The organism is Curtobacterium sp. MCLR17_036 (assembly GCF_003234445.2).
Lineage (GTDB): Bacteria > Actinomycetota > Actinomycetes > Actinomycetales > Microbacteriaceae > Curtobacterium.
The window spans coordinates 732,881-749,333 of the sequence record NZ_CP126269.1 but is presented as its reverse complement, the minus strand read 5'-3'; the positions used below and the strand labels follow the sequence as shown (position 1 = coordinate 749,333).

Sequence of the window (16,453 nt, the reverse complement as noted above, 5' to 3'; positions counted from 1 at the left end):
CCGCGCCTCCCGTCCGACGGTGGTCGCGGCAGCCCGCCGGACGGGAGGCCGACGGGTCAGCCCGCCGTGCCCGCCAGCTCGGCGGCGACGAACGCGGCGAGCGCGTCCGCGCCGGGGTGGTCGTCGGCGGTGACCGTGACGACGGTGTCGCCGACCTCGTCGAGGAGCAGCATCTGGCCGTACGCACCGTGCAGGCGCCAGAGCCGCCCCGGACCGCCCCACCCGGCCATCGCGTAGCGCTCGTAGCCGGGGCCCGCACCCTGCCGGTGCACCCACTCGGTGTGCATCGCATCGCACCACCGCGCGCCGACGATCCGTCGTCCGTCGGACACCCCGCGGTCGCGCAGGAGCCGCCCGATGCGGGCGAGTTCCCCGGTGCGCAGGGCCAGGCCCTCCCCCGCGGCGACGAACCCGTTCGGGCACCGCGCCCAGTGCACGTCGTCGATGCCGAGCGGGTCGAACAGTCGCCGCGAGACGAAGGCCCCGACGTCGCCGACCTTCGTCTCGAGCACGCGCATCGCGGTGTACGTGCTGACGTTGGCGTACTGGAAGACCCGACCGCGGGACGGCCGGGCGAGGAACTCGGCGGCCAGGTCCGGCCAGTCCGTCAGCTCCGTCGGCGACCAGGGCATGTCGATGCCGCTCGTCATGGTGAGCAGGTGACGGAGGGTGACCCCGTCGACGCCGTCGCCACGGACCAGGCCCGGCAGCGACGCGGCGACCGGTTCGTCGACGTCGACCAGGCCGTCGTCGGCGGCGATGCCCGTGGCCAGGACGCAGACGCCCTTCGCGACGGAGTGGACCTCGCGGCGGACGTCGGGGGTCCAGTGGTGCGCGGCGGTGTCGTCACCGGCACGGACGTGCACGCCGTGGGCGACGAAGCCGGTCGCGTCGACGTGCCGGACGATGGCGTCGAGGAGGCTGGTCGCACGGGTCACAGTGCATCCTCTCGTACTCGGCGGTCCAGGACGTCGGTCGCGCCGAGGTCGCACTCCGGCCCGGAACCCGGAGGACGAACCGGGCCCGAGTGCGATCTCACGCCACAGCGGACGCCCGTCGGTGCTACGCCAGTCGTCGCAGCACCCCCGCCGCCAGGGCGGTCCGCTCGACCATCCGGTCGAGGTCCACGAACTCGTGGCGGGCGTGTGCGCCGTCGCCGACCGCGCCGAGTCCGTCGAGGACCGCGGCACCGAGCGCCGCGGCGAAGTTCCCGTCGCTGGCACCGCCGACGCTCGTCTCGGTGACCGTCAGCCCGAGGGCCGTCGCGGCGGTCTCGGCGACCCGGAAGAGCCGCACGTTGCGGTCGGTGCGCTCCATCACGGGTCGGTTCCAGTCGCCGGTGACCTCGATCGACGCGGCGGGGTCGTGCGGCGTCAGGCCGGCGAGGACCCCGTCGATGCGCCGGGACTCCGGTTCCGAGGACACCCGGACGTCGAGCGCCGCGGTCGCCGCCCCGGCCCGGACGTTCGGGCGCGTGCCGCCGCTGAGCACCCCGACGTTGAGCGACGTCCCGGCCTCGAGGTCGGCGGCGCCGTGCAGGGCGAGGACGACGCGGGCGACCTCGTCGATCGCGCTCGCACCGCCGGTGGGGTGGAGCCCGGCGTGCACCTCGACGCCCCGGACGTGCACGTCGAACAGGCCGACGCCCTTCCGTGCGGTCTTCAGCGCGCCGTCCGCCCCGGCCGAGGCCTCGAAGACCAGGACCGGGCCCGGGGTGCGGCGCACGGTGTCCTCGATGACGGGTCGTGAGCCGCCGCTGCCGATCTCCTCGTCGCCGTTCAGCACGAGGCGCACGTTGGGGCGGGCGGCTCCGGCGTCGTCGAGCACGGCGACGGCGTGGGCGAACTGCACCAGGCCGGCCTTCATGTCGTAGGCGCCGGGTCCGGTGAGCCGCGAGCCGTCGGTGCGGACGGGCCACTCGGCGAGGGTGCCGGCGGCCCACACGGTGTCGTAGTGGCAGAGCACCACGACCCAGGCGTCGGTGGGCACGGGTGCGACGAGGTCGCCGACGACGACGGGGCCGTACCCGTCCGGTTCGTGCAGGGTGCGGGCGGCGAACGGGCCGACCGTGGCCGCGAGGAACCGCTCGACGTGCTCGAGGCCGGCGCGCAGCAGCCCGGTGTCGTCCGAGGGGGTCTCGGTCTCGATGTACGCCACGAGGTCGTCGACCATCCGGGACCGTCGGGCCCGCACGGCGTCGAGCAGCTCGGCGTCGGTGCCGGTCGCAGCGGTGGCGTCGTCGCGCGCGGTCGCGCCGTCGGAGGCGGTCGCGCCGTCGTGGGCGGTCGCGCCGTCGTGGGCGGTCACCGGCCCGCTCCCACGGCCGCGACGAGCCCGCGGATCCGCGACTCGTCCATCGGGGCGCCGTCCTGCACGGCGACGATCTCGTCGACGAGCGCGCGGATGCCCGGCGTCGGCACGCCGAGCTCGTCGCCGCGGGCGACCACGGGCGCGTAGTGCAGCGGCACCTCGGTCTTCCGGTGCCGGACGGCGATGTCCCGCCAGATGCCGGACCGGGTCTTCGACTGCGTGGCGAGCCAGGCCACCAGGCCGTCGAGCGCCGCGGTCGTCGCGGCGGGCGGTGCCCCCGGGGCGAAGGCGCTCGGTTCGAACGCGTCGAACGGCTCGGCGACGATGCCCTGCGCCTCGGTGACGGCCAGGACCTCGCGCGCGAGCGCCGTCATCACGGTGCGGTTGCGGTCGATGAGCACGCTCATGTCCTCGTCGGCGAGGGCGGTGGCGGTGAGCATGGCGCCGAAGGCCAGCTTCGACCACAGGAAGCCGGCGACGTTGTCGGTGACGACGGGGTCGCCCCACTGCCGCAGGTCCTCGGCGAGCTGCCGGGTGCGGTCGCTCGTGCCGCCGGCGTACTCGCCGAGGGCCATCGCGCCGAGGCCGCCGTCCTGCACCACACCGGGGGCGACGACGTCGGCGAACAGGTCGACGAACGCGGTGACGGTGCGGTCCGCGCCGACGTGCGCGGCGATGGTGGCCTCGTTCAGGCCGTTCTGCAGCGATGCGACCCAGCCGTCGGCGGCGAGTCGGGGTGCGATCCACGCGGCGGCGGCGTCGGTGGCCAGGGCCTTGACGGCGAGCAGCACCGGCCCGAGCGTCGCGGGGGCGTCCGGATCGTCGACGTGCCAGATCGGGATGCGGGCGGTCTGCTCGCCCGCCGCGGTGCGCAGGCGCAGGCCGTCGGCCCGGACGGCGGCGACGTGCTCGGGGTCGGCGTCGACGAGCTGGACGGGGACGCCGGCGGCGACGAGGTGGACGGCGAGGGTGCCGCCGATGGCTCCGGCGCCGACGATCGTGTACGGGGTGCGGTCGGTCATGCGGGGACTCCCTGTCGTGTACTGTCGGTACCGGGCGTCGACGTGGTGGTGCTGAGCGGCAGCGTGTGCGCGCCGGTGGACGAGCCGCCGTCGACGCGCAGGACCGTGCCGGTCACCCAGCCGGACTGCTCCGGGTCGGCGAGCCAGAGGACGGCCTTCGCGATGTCGGCCGGTGCGCCGGGGCGGCCGAGCGGGTTCGGCGACACGGCGGCGGCGTACTCGTCGCTCACGGGGTTCACCGTGCTGTCCACCACGACGAACCCGGGCGCGACGGCGTTCACGCGGATGCCGGCGGCGCCGAGCTCGAGCGCGCTGGCGCGGGTCACCATCTCGAGGGCGGCCTTCGACGTGCTGTACGGCGCTGCTCCGGGTCGGGCGCGGAGGGCCGCTCCCGACGTGATGTTCACGACCGAGGGGGTCCGTCCCGCGGCGGTGGCGAGCCGGCCCAGCGTCACGGTGGCCAGGAGCGGCGCGCGGACGTTGACGTCCTGCACGCCGTCCCAGGTGGCGGCGTCGAGCTCGAGGAACGGGGTCGCCGGGTAGACGCCGGCGGCGTTCACCAGGACGTCGACCGGTGCGGTGTCCCACGCCGTCGACACGACCGACGCCGGTGCCTCCGGGTCGCGCAGGTCCGCCACGAGCACGGCCACGCGCCCGCCGTCGGCCGCGCCGGAGCCGGCGACCGCCCGCACCGTGTCGGCGGCCGCGTCGAGTGCCTCCGGGCGGTGGTCGACGAGCGTGACGTCGTCGCCGGCCGCAGCGGCGTGCTGCGCCACCGACAGGCCGATCCCGCTCGCCGCACCGGTCACCAGGACGTGTCGGCTCACCGGAGCACCTTGCCCTTCGTCTCCGGCATGGTCAGGTAGACGACCAAGCCGATGGCCGCGGCGATCGCGCAGTAGACCCAGACGAGGTGCCCGAGCCCGGCCCCGCTCAGCCAGGTCGTGATGTACGGCGCGGTGCCGCCGAAGATCGCCACGGCGAGCGCGTACGGCAGGCCGATGCCGGTGGCGCGGACCTCGGGCGGGAACTGCTCCGCCATGATCGCCGCACAGTTCGCCGAGTAGCCGAGCAGGAGCAGGATGCCGAGGACCTGGATGAGCAGCAGCGACCAGAAGCTGCCGGACAGGAAGGTGAAGGCGGGCCAGGCGAGGAGCAGGAAGCCCCCGGCGAAGGCGGCCATCGTCGGCTTGCGGCCGATCTTGTCGGACAGGATGCCGGCGAACGGCAGCAGGACCAGGAAGACCACCATCGCGACGACGTTGGCGATGAGCGCCTGGTTGAGCGGGATGCCGGTGGTGACGTGGGCGTAGGTGGGCATGTACGAGACCCACATGTAGTAGAGCAGCGTGCCGGCGATGGTGATGCCGAAGACGCGGGCGGTCGCACCCGGGTGGTCCCGGAACATCGCGACGAGGGCGTTCCGCTTCGGCCCGGCCGCCTCGGCGTCGCGGTCGCGCTGGGCGGTGAAGGACTCGGTCTCCTCGACCGAGGTGCGGAGCCAGATGCCGACGAGCCCGATGAGCGCGCAGAACACGAAGGCGAGGCGCCAGCCCCAGGCGTCGAGCGCCTCGTCGGAGAGCGTCGAGGTGATGATCGCCCCGATGCCGGACGCGATGAGCACGCCGGCGCCGACGGACACCTGCTGCCACGAGCCGGCGAAGGCGCGGCGCTTCGGGGCGGCCGACTCGACGAGGAACGCCGAGGACGACCCGAACTCGCCACCGGCCGAGAAGCCCTGCGCCAGGCGGGCGAGGAGCAGGATGATCGGCGCGGCGATGCCGATGGTCGCGTAGTCCGGCGTGATGCCGATGACGAGCGACGCCACCGCCATCAGGCCGATCGTGAGCATCAGGCCCTTCTTGCGGCCGTGCCGGTCGGCGTAGACGCCGAGCACCGCGGCCCCGATGGGCCGCATGATGAACCCCACCGCGAAGACGGCGAGCGTCGCGAGCAGCGCCGCGGTGTCGTTGCCCGGTGGGAAGAAGTGGTGGCCGAACACCGACGAGAACGTCGTGTAGACGGCCCAGTCGATCCACTCGACGACGTTGCCGATGCCGCCGGCGATGATCGCCTTGCGACCGCGGGCGGTCAGCCGGGTCTCGTGGACGGTGGTCGGGGTGGTGCCGGGGGCGCCGGTCACCGGACCGGTGGTTCCTGCTGTCATCGTTGCGTCGACTTCCGTGCGGAGGGATGGGGACGGGGCGGAACGGGTGGAGCAGCGGACGGGAGGCACGGGGCGGGTCGGCACCGGGCCTCCCGTCCGTCAGGGGGTCGCGTCCGGGGCGGACGCGAGCCGGTCGAGACCGCTCGCGGTCGCGACGTGCTCGGCGAGCCCGGCGTGGGTGGTGAACCAGACGTCGTCGAACGAGCGAATGTGGGCCAGGAGGGCCTCGAGGACGACCAGGCGCGACCGGTGCCCGATGAAGTGCGGGTGCACGGTGAGCTGGAAGACGCCGCCCTCGGCGCGCGCCACGTCGAACTCGTCGCGCCAGATCCGGCCGACCTCGTGCGGCGGCGTGTACGGCCGCAGCCCCTGGAAGCGCTCCATCATCAGGTAGGGCGCGTCGTCGCGGATCCAGTCCACCGGGATCTCGACGATGCCGGTCGGCTCGCCGTGGTGCAGGATCTCGTAGGGGTCGTCGTCGGCCATGAGCGACGAGTCGTAGCGGAACCCGAGCTCGCGGGCGACGTCGAGCGTGGAGTCGCTGAAGTCCCACGACGGGGTGCGGATGCCGGTCGGTCGGGTGCCGGTCTGGCTGGTGAGCACGTCGACGGCGCGGCTGAGCAGGTCGAGCTCGTCGTCGTGGCCGAGTTGCGTGTTGCGCTCGTGGATCCAGCCGTGTACGGCGACCTCGTGGCCGTGCTCGACGTAGGTCGGGGCCTCGTCGGGGCGCAGGAGCGCGCACACCGCCGGCACGTAGAACGACGACGGTGCCTCGTACCGGTCGAGCAGTCGGAGGATGCGCGGCACCGCGGCCCGGGCGCCGTACTCCCCCATCGCCATCCGACCGGGCGAGGTCTCGCCGTCGCGGAGCGCAGGCGTCTCGTGGTCGGAGTCGAACGAGATCGCCACGGCGACGGCGGCGCCGCCCGGCCAGCGCTCGGGGCCGGCCGGCGGGAGCAGGGTGCGGCCGGCGCGGACCGCCTCGACGTGGCCGCGCCAGGTCGGTTCGTCCCACTGCCAGGGCTGCTGCTGGGGTGCGTCGTTCACGGGGTCCTTCCGTCGGTGGTGGACAGGGGTCCGGCGGTGCGGTCAGGGGCGGGCACGCGGAGGGCCGGGCGGTCGCCGGGCCCCCGCTCGGTCGGCGGCACGAACCGGCCGTCGACGATGCGGCTCCACATCCGCTTGACGGTGCGGAGCTGCACGGTGACGTCGACCTCGCGCACACCGGGCAGGGCGCCCAGGACGTCGGTCGTGAACACGTACACCGAGGCGAAGTCGGGCAGGAAGACCTGGCCGATCAGGTTGTAGCGGCCGAGCGAGGCCGCGGCGTAGTGCACCGACGGGTGGGCCGCGAGCTGGGCCGCCGCCGCGGAGAGCTGGTCGGGGGCGATGGAGATCCAGACCTCGAGCTCGGTGGTGCGGCCGAGCAGCGCCGGGGCGACGAGCGGCCCGATGCGCATCCGGCCGCTCTGCACCAGGTCCTCGAGGGTGCGGCGGGTGGCCGCCTCGGAGCGGCCGACCTCGCGGGCCAGGTCGGTCAGGGGCTTGCGGCCGTCGTCGACGAGTGCGGCGAACACCGCCTGTTCCTCCGGGGTCGCCTCGGCGTGCAGCGGCGCGACGCCCTGCCCCGAGGACGGGTCGGGGGCCGGGGCGTTCGCGGTCGCCGACCGGGGCGTCGGGCCGGCGAGGGCGTCGCCGGGGAACACCGTGAACGGGGCGGTGAAGGTGCGGACGATCGGCAGCGCCTCGGTCTCGACCGGGCGGCCGTCCACCTCGATGGTGCTGAGGAAGGCGGTCAGGTCGGCGACCCGGGGCAGGACGACCTCGGCGGTGCAGTCCGCCGAGCCCGTCAGGGTGGCGGCGAACCGGACCTCGGGGCGGAGCGCCAGGGCGTCGGCGAGGGCGTCGGCCCGCGCGGCGCCGGAGCGCACCCGCACCTTGGTGGCGGTGCCGAACCCGGCGGCGAGGACGTCCGACGCGGCGATGACGCGCACCGAGCCGTCCTCGACCAGCCGGGTGACCCGGCGCTGCGCCGTCGACGTCGAGCAGCCGGCGGCTTCGCCGATCGCGGCCCACGACGCCCGGCCGTCGTGGGCCAGTGCGCGGAGGACAGCGCGGTCGACGTCGTCCGCCCGGCGGGGCGCCTCGTCCGTGATCGACATGCGAGCCAACGTATTCGATCACTCGGAGGCGGTCAACCGTTGCTATTCGTCACCGTCGAGCCGTAACACGTTGTTTTCATTCACACGGTGGGCGTCTCGACCCGGTCGGGCTCGGTCGCCGGCTGCTTGCGGGTCCGGACCGTCAGCACGAGGATCCCGCCGAGCACCATGAAACCGGCCGTGATCCAGAGCGCGATGGTCGCCGTCTGGGTGGCGTCCTTCACCGCGCCGATCGCGTACGGCGCCGCGAAACCGGCGAGGTTGCCCGTCGAGTTGATGAGCGCGATGCCGCCTGCCAGGGCCGTCCCGGTGAGCATCGACGTCTGGAAGCTCCAGAACACCGCCGGGATCGACAGCGCACCGGCGTTGGCGAGCATGAGCCCGATGATCCCGAGCACCGTGTTGTCGCCGGCGAGGATGCAGGTGACGAAACCGATCGCGCTGAGGGCGAAGGCCGCGGCGATGTGCTTCTTCCGCTCGCCGTGCCGGTCCGAGCTGCGGCCGAACAGGACCATCGCCACGATCGCCGCGAGGCTCGGCAGCGCGGACACCAGCCCGACGGTGACGTCGCCCTCGATTCCGAGGTCGCGGATCAGGTTCGGCAGCCAGAAGCTGATGCCGTAGAGCGCGAAGTTGTACGAGAAGTAGATGCCGGTGAGCATCCAGATGATCGGGCTGCGGAACACCGTCGCCAGGCCGGTGTGCCCGGCGGGCGGGGCCTCCGCCTCGAGCAGGTGGCCGAGCCGTGCGCGCTCGGGCTCGGTGAGCCAGCGGACCGTGCGGTGGTCCTCCTGCAGGAACCGGAGCACCACGAAGCCGAGGACGACCGTCGGCAGCGCCTCGATGATGAACAGCCACTGCCAGCCGTCGAGCCCGGCGACGCCGCGCATGCCGTCGAGGATGATCCCGGAGACCGGACCGCCGACCACGCCGGAAGCCGCCAGCGCGATGTAGAAGATGCCCCACGCACGCCCGCGGCGGCTCGCCGGGAACCACTGCGCCATGTAGAAGAGCACGCCGGGGATGAACCCGGCCTCGGCGACGCCGAGCAGGAACCGGAGGACGTAGAACGTCGTCTCCGAGTCCACGAGGAACATGCACCCGGAGATGAGGCCCCAGGTGATCATGATGCGGGCGATCCACTTCCGGGCCCCGACCTTGGCGAGGATCAGGTTCGACGGGATCTCGAACAGGAAGTACCCGACGAAGAAGAGCCCGGCGCCGAGCCCGTACACGGCGTACGAGAACCCGAGGTCGGTGCTGAGCTGTTCCTGCGCGAAACCGATGTTCACGCGGTCCAGGTAGGACAGGAAGAACCCGATCATCGCGAGCGGGAGCACGCGGGTCGAGACCTTCCGGAAGAGGGCGTCGTCGTTGACGGTGGTCATCGGGTTCCTTCGTTCGGGTGCTGGTCAGCCGACGGTGTCGGTGAGCGGGATGCGGTAGACGCGCGCGGCGGTGCCGTGGAAGAGCGCGTCGAGCTGGTCGGGGGTGGCGCCGGCGGCGCCGGACAGGACGGTGTCGACGACCTCGTCGAAGTCGGGCGCGGTGAGGGTCGCGACGGGCAGGTTCGAGGCGAACATCGAGCGGTCGTGGCCGAAGACGGCGAGGGTCTCGCGCACGACCACCTCGTTCGAGGCGCGGTCCCACCGGTTCCCCGGCAGGCCGAGCTCGGACACCTTGACGACGGTGTTCGGCAGGGCGGCGAGCGCCTCCAGGCCGTCGCGCCAGATCCGCATCCCGTCGTCGCTGCGGTCGAGCGGCAGACCGCAGTGGTTCACGACGACGGTGGTCCCCGGGATGTCCCGGACGACGTCGGCGGCCTCGGCGAGGTGGTGGTACGGCACCCGGAGGTCCCAGCTGAAGTCGTGCTCGGCGAGGCGGTGCAGCCCCGCGAGCCACACCGGGTCCTGCATGGAACCGGGCAGACCGCGGACCGAGGCACCCGGCCCGACCGAGGTGACCGGCTTCGACCGGATGCCGCGGACGAGCGGGTGCGCCGCGTGCCCGGCGAGCACCTCGTCGAGGTCGGGCTGGGTGAAGTAGACGTGTCCGACCGCCGCCATCGGGAACCGCGGGTCGGCGGCGTGCAGGGCGGTGAGCCACGCGGACTCCTCGACCTGTTCCGTGCGGGACCGCTCGGCCTCGCAGTGCACCGTGCCGACGACGTCCCACCCGGCGGTGGCCCGTCGGTACTCGTCGGGCATGAACGTGTGGCGCATCGCGGCGTAGTCGCCGAGGAAGAAGTCGGGGTCGACGTCGGTCTGGATCCACGGCCAGTGGCCGTCGCCGTCCAGGTCCCAGAAGTGGTGGTGCGCGTCGAGGATCCGCGGGCGGTGCTCGCTCGGGGTGGTCATGGTCGTCGCTCCTCGGGGATGCGGGCGGGCCGGTAGACGCGGTCAGCCGTGTCGTGGAACACCGCGCGCTGGTCGGCGTCGGGCAGGTCGGCGAGGATCGACCGGAGACCGTCGAGCATCGCCGCGTAGGTGGTGAACATGCCGTCGACCGGGAAGTTGCTGCCGAACATCACGCGGTCGGCGCCGAAGGTGCTGACGAGGGTGCGGACGACCTCGCGGTTGGCCACCGGGTCCCAGCCGTCGTCCTCGGTGCACAGGCCGGAGGCCTTCACCACGACGTTCGGCAGCTGCGCGACGGTGGTCACGGCGTCACGCCACCCCGCGACGGTCTCCGATCGGTGGTCGAGCAGGACCCCGGCGTGGTTCACGACGACGAGCGTCTCCGGGTGGTCCGCGGCGAGCTCGGCGGCCTCGTGCAGGTTCCACCACGGCGTCTGGAGTTCGAAGTGCAGTCCGTGGGTCGCGAGCAGCGCGTAGCCCGCACGCCAGCGGGGGTCGCTCATGCGGGTGCGACCGGAGCCGACCTGCTCGAGGCGGGCCGGGCCTCCCGGCTTGTGCCGGATGCTCCGGACCGACGGGTGCGACGCCTGCTCGGCGAGCACCTCGGCGACGTCCTCGGCGTCGAGCCGCGCCTGCGCGGCCATCGCGCCGGGGACCCCGGACGCGGACGCCGTCCGCTCGAGGAACCGGGTCTCGCCCACCGGGTCCTCCGGGTCCCACTCGGCCTCCATCGTGACGGTGGCGACGAGGTGCTGACCAGCCGCGTCGCGCAGCAGGTCCTCGGGGCGGTAGTCGTGCTTCACCGCCGTGTAGTCGCCGTACCGGTGCGGCACGAGCACGTCGGGCCGGAGCCACGGGTACCGGTCGTCGGACAGGTCCCACAGGTGGTGGTGCGCGTCGATGACCGGACCGCGGTACCCGGGGTCAGGCACGGGCCGCACCCGTCCGGGCGTTCCCGGCGAAGTTGATGGAGAGCGAGCCGACCAGGTAGACGGCCGCCGCGACCGCGAGGAACACGAGCACCGCGGTGTAGCCGCCGGTCAGGTCGAGCAGCACGCCGGCGGCGATCGGCACGATGATGCCCGCGGCGGTGCCGGCGAAGTTCATCACGCCGCCGACGACGCCGACGTTGCTCGGCTTGGCGAGCATCGAGGGGATGGTCCAGTAGAGGCCGCCGAACAGGTTGCAGAACACCCCGACGCAGAGCAGTGCGATGGCGATGCCGGCGTCGCTGACGAACGGCAGGGCGACCAGTGCGGCGAGGCTCAGGGCGCCGGACCCGCCGAAGAGCAGCTTGAACGCGACGTTCCGGCTGAACCGGCGCTGCAGCCGGTCGGCCAGGAACCCGCTGAGGATCTCGCCGACCGCGCCGCAGAGGAAGATGAGGAAGGTCGCGAAGCCGAGCGCCGACAGGTCGAGGCCACGGGCCGCGGACAGGTAGCTCGGCCCCCACGTGACCAGGCCCCAGAACACCATCGCCCACGCGAGACGACCGATGACCATCGCGACGACGTTGGCGCGGCTCACGCCGGGGCGGTCCTGCTGCTCGTCCTCGGCCTGCTCGATGAGGGCGATCTCGGCCGCGTTCACGGAGCGGTGCTCGGCCGGCCGGTTGCGCAGGTAGGCCCACGCACCGATCCCGAACAGCACGGTGGCCACACCGATGATGACGAAGGAGACGCGCCACGACCCGGTGGCCCCGATCAGCCAGGCGACGAGGAGCCCGCCGACCGCGGCGCCGAGCGGAGCGCCGCTGTCGATCAGGGTGACCCCGCTCGCCCGCTTCCGCGGCGGCATCCACTTCGACACCAGGGTCGACGCGGCCGGCATGAACGGCGCCTCGAACGCGCCGAGACCGATGCGCGAGAGCACGAGCATGACGGCGTTGGCCGCGAAGCCGGCGACCGCCATGAACGATCCCCAGACGACCGAGGCGATCCCGATGACGGTGCGCGGGCCGAACCGGTCGACCGTCAGGCCACCGGGGATCTGGAGCAGGCAGTACGACCAGAAGAACGAGCTGAGGATGATGCCCTGCACCGTGCCGGAGACGTGGAAGTCCTCGCTGATGAAGGGCAGCGCCACGCTGAGGGCGCTGCGGTCGACGCTGTTGATCGTGTAGAAGACGAAGAGCAGGACCACGATCGCCCAGCGGATGCGGGTCGGCCGTGCGGTGGCGGTGCCGCCGTCGCGCTCGAGCCGCGTGGTGGCGCTCATCGGACGGTCCCCTGGTACGCGGCGCGGGCCTGGTCGAACAGGCGGCGGCCGGTCGGGTCGACGTCCTCGAGGTCGTCGAAGGTCAGCAGGTGCCCGGCGGGCAGGTCGCGCACCAGGCGCGCGCCGCCGAGCAGGTAGAACGGGGCCGTGCCCTCGGCCGCCTCGGCGGCGGACAGCAGCACGGGGTCGATGCCGGACACCTCGTGGTGGTGCCCGGCGACCCGGAACACCGTCCCCGCGGCGACGGGCGCGGCGGTCCGGCCGGCGAGCACCGACGACTGGCTCGGCACCGGGGTCGTGGCGGTGTCCTCGACCGCGGCCGCGATGGTGAGCGGGGTCTCCACGCCCATCAGGTGGTACGGCCAGAACACGCAGGCGTAGCGGCCGTCGCGGCTGACGACGTGCCCCTTGCCGGCCAGCAGCGTCCACGTCTCGGGGTCGCCCGTGCGCACCACGACGAACACGCCGCCGCCGAAGCTGGCCTCGTCCGGCAGACGGAGCATCGAGAAGACGTCGAGGCTGCCGGGACGGCCCGTGATCCCGCCGTCGGCGCGGGCGGCGTACACGTCGGCGAGCTCGGCCGTGCGGACGACCGGGTAGTGCAGGTCCTCGCGGTCGGCGGTGTACCCGGTGTACTGCGCGACGACCGTCATCTCGCAGTGGTCCGCCGCGGCCCGGCGCTTGAGCGGCGCGACGAGCCGTGCCCGGGCGTCGAGGGTCGCGTGCAGGTCGTCGCCGAGCGCGAGGAGCTCGGCCATGCCGGGCGCGTCGATGCGCTCGTCGACCTGGGTCACCGTACCCGCGGCGGGGTCGAAGACCAGGTCGTACTCGCCGGACTTGCCGAGCGCGACGACCTCGAGACCGACCCGCTCGACCCAGGCGACCAGGCGGACCAGGTTCGCGGGCTGGTCGCCGTCCCCGGGCAGGTACCGGACGCCGGCGGCAGCGGCGGTCGCGGCGAGCGCGACACCGGCGACCGTCTCGACCTCCTTGCTCACCATCACCACGTGCACGCCGTGCGCGATCGCCGCCTCGGCGTACGCGACGCCCGCGGCGACGCGTCCGGTGGCCTCGACGAGCACGTCGACGGCGCTCCAGTCGACGTCGACCAGGTCCGGCACGACGGCGACGTCGGTGACGGCGAGGTCGTCGAGCATCGCGCGGACGCCGTCGACGTCCGGGTCGACGAGCACAGTGGGCGTCATGTCCGCGACGTTCCGGAGCTGTGCCAGGAGCGTGCGCCCGTACCCGCCGCGTGCTCCGGTCAGTGCCACACGGGTCTGCGCGCCGGTCGGCTGCTGGATCGTCATCGGTCCTCGTCTCGTCGTCGATGCGACCGCCGGGCGAAGGGGATGCCCGCCGGTCGTCCGTCACCGTAACACCGCCTGTCACAGTTGTTCAACTTTCATCACACAGATTCACGTGTAGTCTCATCCAGAGGGCGGGCACCGCTGGCCGCCGGGAGGGAACGACATGGCAACGATGGGCGTCATCGCCGACGACTTCACCGGGGCGACCGACATCGCGACGGCCTACGCCGCACGGGGGTACCGGACGGAGGTGCTGACCGGTCGCACCGCTGCCGCCGCCCCCGAGGCGGACGTCGTCGTCATCGCGCTGAAGACGCGCACGGCCCCGGTCGAGACCGCCGTCACCGAGAGCCTCGCCGCCCACGACCGGCTGGTCGCCGCCGGCCACACCCGCTTCACCGTGAAGTACTGCTCGACCTTCGACTCGACCGACCGCGGCAACATCGGGCCGGTGCTCGACGCCCTGGTGCAGCGCACCGGGGCGTCCCGGTGCGTCGTCGTCCCGGCCTTCCCCGCCAACGGCCGCACCACCTACCAGGGGCACCTCTTCGTCGGGTCCGACCTGCTCGAGCACTCGTCGATGCGGCACCACCCGCTCACCCCGATGACCCGGTCGCGCATCGTCGACCTGCTCGTGCCGCAGACGAGCCGCTCCGTCGACGAGGTGCACCTCGCCGTCGTCCGGCAGGGCGCCGCAGCGGTCCGCGCCGCACTCGACGCGGCGGACGCCCAGTACCTCGTGGTCGACGCCGTCGACGACGAGGACCTCGGCGTGATCGCCGCCGCGACCGCGGACGACGTGCTGCGCTCCGGCGGCTCCGGGCTCGCGATCGGCACCGCCCCCGGCGGCTCCGACACGGCCACCGCGTTCGTGGCTGCGCCGGGCCGACGGCTCGTGGTCTGCGGCAGCGCCTCCGCGCGGACCCGCGAGCAGATCGCCGCGGCGGCCGCCGCCGGCTCCCCCACCCGTCGGCTGGACGTCGCGCGCCTCGCCACCGACCCGGAGGGCGAGGTCGCGGACACCCTCACCTGGTTGACCGACCAGCCGGAGGGCAGCGCGCCCGTCGTCTTCAGCGTCGGCGACCCGGACGACGTCTCCGACGACGCCGCCAGCTCCGCCCGCATCGAGCACGCACTGTCCGAGGTCGTCGCGCAGGCCGTCCCGCTCGGCTTCACCCGGTGCATCGTCGCCGGCGGCGAGACCTCGGGCGCCGTCGTCTCGCGGCTCGGCATCGAGCGGCTGACCGTCGGCGCGGTCATCGCGCCCGGGGTGTGCTGGGCCGAGGGCGCCACCTCGGCCGGCGAGCGGATCGCGATCGCGCTGAAGTCCGGGAACTTCGGGGCGCCGGACATGTACACGACCGCGTGGGAGGCCCTCGCATGACCACCGACGACGACTGGACCACCGCGGTCACCGCGGTCCTCGCCGCGACCGGCAGACGCCTCGCCGCCGCCGGGCTGAGCCCGGGCAGCTCCGGCAACATCAGCGTCGTCCGCGACGGCCGCGTCGCGATGACCGGCACCGGTACCGATCTCGGCGACCTGCGCACCGAGGACGTCGCGGAGCTCACCCTCGACGGCGTGCACGTCGCCGGCCCCCGTCCGTCGAAGGAGGTCGCCATGCACCTCGCGATGTACGCCAGGAACGCCGGACACGGTGCGTGTGTCCACGTGCACTCGCCGTTCGCGGTCGCCGCGTCGTGCCTGGCCCCCTGGTCGTCGACGAGCGCCGTGCCACCGATCACCCCGTACTTCGTGATGCGCGTCGGGCAGACCCCGCTCATCCCCTACCGCGCCCCCGGCGACCCCGAGATCGGCGCGCTCATCCGGGACGAACCGGTGCCCTCCCGAGCCGTCCTGCTGGCGAACCACGGGCAGGTCGTGAGCGGGACCGACGTCGACGACGCCCTGGCTGCCGCGATCGAGCTCGAGGAGGCGTGCCGCATCGCGGTGCTCACCGCCGGTCACGACCGCCGGCTGCTCAGCGACGCCCAGGCGCACGAGCTCGCCGAGCGGTCCGGGACCCCCTGGACGCCGCGCGGATCGGACCCCGGCACGCCGCTACAGTGACCGTGTGAGGGAGGTGCCGATGTCCGCGACCGAACCGTCGTCCGAGCCACCCCTGATCCCGGAGCAGCGCCGTGACCGCATCGTCCGGCACCTCCGGCAGGACTCGGTGCTGAGCTACCGGCAGCTCGCCGCGCTGCTCGGCGTGAGCCACATGACGGTGCGCCGCGACATCGCCGAGCTCGAGGAACAGGGGCGGGTCATCGCGACCCAGGGCGGCGCCAAGAGCGTCGCCCGCGTGGCCACCGAGCCCCCGCGCACCGAGAAGTCCACGACCGAGGTCCGAGAGAAGGACGCCGTCGCCGCCCGGGCGGCGGGCATGGTCCGGGAGTCGATGACCGTCTACCTCGACGCCGGCACCACCGTGCAGGCGATGCGACCGCACCTCGACCACCTGCACGACCTGACCATCGTGACGAACGACCTCGTCATCGCCGCCTCGTACCTCGACCACCCGACGATCGAGGTGATCGTGGTCGGTGGTCGCCTGGACAAGCAGAACCAGTCGACCGTCGGTCGGCTGCCGTCGATCGTCCTCGCCGAGCTCTCCATCGACATCGCGTTCCTCAGCACGAGCTCCTGGGACCTGCGCCGCGGCGTGACCATCCCGTCGGAGTCGAAGGTCGAGCCGAAGCAGGCGGCGGCGCGGGCCGCCTCGACCACGGTGCTCGTCGCGACGAGCTCGAAGTACGGCACGTTCGGCCGGTACCGGGTGATGGGGCTCGACGCCCTGACGACCGTCGTGACCGATGCCGGCCTGCCGCGCGCCGAGGCCGACGCGGTCGAGCGGGACGGCGGCACGACCGTGCTGCGCGTCCCGATCGGCCCCGCCGGCCCCTGA

15 protein-coding genes are annotated in these 16,453 nt (G+C 73.4%); 3 read left to right on the top strand and 12 right to left on the bottom strand.

What is annotated here, in order from left to right; genetic code table 11:
- Positions 1 to 56: 56 nt before the first annotated feature.
- From DEI99_RS03585 to DEI99_RS03530, 12 genes are all read right to left on the bottom strand, one after another.
- Positions 57 to 938 (bottom strand): serine hydrolase domain-containing protein, encoded by an 882-nt coding sequence (locus DEI99_RS03585; RefSeq protein WP_111041236.1) that lies wholly within the window; start codon positions 936 to 938, stop codon positions 57 to 59.
- A 124-nt stretch (positions 939 to 1,062) separates the two neighbouring features.
- A complete protein-coding gene (locus DEI99_RS03580) occupies positions 1,063 to 2,307 on the bottom strand; it encodes a M20/M25/M40 family metallo-hydrolase (protein WP_220037124.1) in 1,245 nt (414 codons plus the stop codon).
- Entirely contained in the window at positions 2,304 to 3,332 is a 1,029-nt protein-coding gene (locus DEI99_RS03575; protein WP_111041235.1) for a ketopantoate reductase family protein, read from the bottom strand. The genes DEI99_RS03580 and DEI99_RS03575 overlap by 4 nt, the downstream gene beginning before the upstream one ends.
- A complete protein-coding gene (locus DEI99_RS03570) occupies positions 3,329 to 4,159 on the bottom strand; it encodes an SDR family NAD(P)-dependent oxidoreductase (protein ID WP_111041234.1) in 831 nt (276 codons plus the stop codon). Before DEI99_RS03570 ends, DEI99_RS03575 begins: the two co-directional genes overlap by 4 nt.
- Complete coding sequence (locus DEI99_RS03565; protein ID WP_111041233.1) at positions 4,156 to 5,499, bottom strand: MFS transporter; 1,344 nt, start codon at positions 5,497 to 5,499, stop codon at positions 4,156 to 4,158. Before DEI99_RS03565 ends, DEI99_RS03570 begins: the two co-directional genes overlap by 4 nt.
- Before the next feature lie 99 nt (positions 5,500 to 5,598).
- The gene (locus tag DEI99_RS03560; protein ID WP_111041232.1) at positions 5,599 to 6,546 is read right to left on the bottom strand and encodes a polysaccharide deacetylase family protein; all 948 of its coding nucleotides are present in this window, start codon (positions 6,544 to 6,546) and stop codon (positions 5,599 to 5,601) included.
- On the bottom strand, positions 6,543 to 7,661 hold the full coding sequence (locus DEI99_RS03555) for an Lrp/AsnC family transcriptional regulator (protein WP_111041231.1): 1,119 nt from the start codon (positions 7,659 to 7,661) through the stop codon (positions 6,543 to 6,545). Before DEI99_RS03555 ends, DEI99_RS03560 begins: the two co-directional genes overlap by 4 nt.
- Before the next feature lie 80 nt (positions 7,662 to 7,741).
- Positions 7,742 to 9,049: an MFS transporter gene (locus DEI99_RS03550; RefSeq protein WP_111041230.1), complete on the bottom strand. Its 1,308-nt coding sequence runs from the start codon at positions 9,047 to 9,049 to the stop codon at positions 7,742 to 7,744.
- Between the two features lie 24 nt (positions 9,050 to 9,073).
- Positions 9,074 to 10,018 carry an amidohydrolase family protein gene (locus tag DEI99_RS03545; protein ID WP_071253699.1) on the bottom strand — a complete coding sequence of 315 codons (945 nt, stop codon included), beginning with the start codon at positions 10,016 to 10,018 and terminating at the stop codon, positions 9,074 to 9,076.
- Entirely contained in the window at positions 10,015 to 10,950 is a 936-nt protein-coding gene (locus DEI99_RS03540; protein WP_111041242.1) for an amidohydrolase family protein, read from the bottom strand. The genes DEI99_RS03545 and DEI99_RS03540 overlap by 4 nt, the downstream gene beginning before the upstream one ends.
- On the bottom strand, positions 10,943 to 12,235 hold the full coding sequence (locus tag DEI99_RS03535) for an MFS transporter (protein ID WP_071253698.1): 1,293 nt from the start codon (positions 12,233 to 12,235) through the stop codon (positions 10,943 to 10,945). The genes DEI99_RS03540 and DEI99_RS03535 overlap by 8 nt, the downstream gene beginning before the upstream one ends.
- Entirely contained in the window at positions 12,232 to 13,545 is a 1,314-nt protein-coding gene (locus tag DEI99_RS03530) for a homoserine dehydrogenase (protein ID WP_071296959.1), read from the bottom strand. The genes DEI99_RS03535 and DEI99_RS03530 overlap by 4 nt, the downstream gene beginning before the upstream one ends.
- A gap of 163 nt (positions 13,546 to 13,708) precedes the next feature.
- Here DEI99_RS03530 and otnK point away from each other — a divergent pair, with 163 nt between their 5' ends.
- Genes otnK through DEI99_RS03515 form a run of 3 tightly spaced genes read left to right on the top strand, consistent with a single transcriptional unit; the run spans position 13,709 to position 16,453 of the window.
- The gene (gene otnK / locus DEI99_RS03525) at positions 13,709 to 14,929 is read left to right on the top strand and encodes a 3-oxo-tetronate kinase (protein ID WP_111041229.1); all 1,221 of its coding nucleotides are present in this window, start codon (positions 13,709 to 13,711) and stop codon (positions 14,927 to 14,929) included.
- Positions 14,926 to 15,615, top strand: a complete 690-nt coding sequence (locus tag DEI99_RS03520; protein ID WP_071253692.1) for a class II aldolase/adducin family protein — start codon at positions 14,926 to 14,928, stop codon at positions 15,613 to 15,615. The genes otnK and DEI99_RS03520 overlap by 4 nt, the downstream gene beginning before the upstream one ends.
- A 19-nt stretch (positions 15,616 to 15,634) precedes the next feature.
- Positions 15,635 to 16,453 carry a DeoR/GlpR family DNA-binding transcription regulator gene (locus DEI99_RS03515; RefSeq protein WP_071296992.1) on the top strand — a complete coding sequence of 273 codons (819 nt, stop codon included), beginning with the start codon at positions 15,635 to 15,637 and terminating at the stop codon, positions 16,451 to 16,453.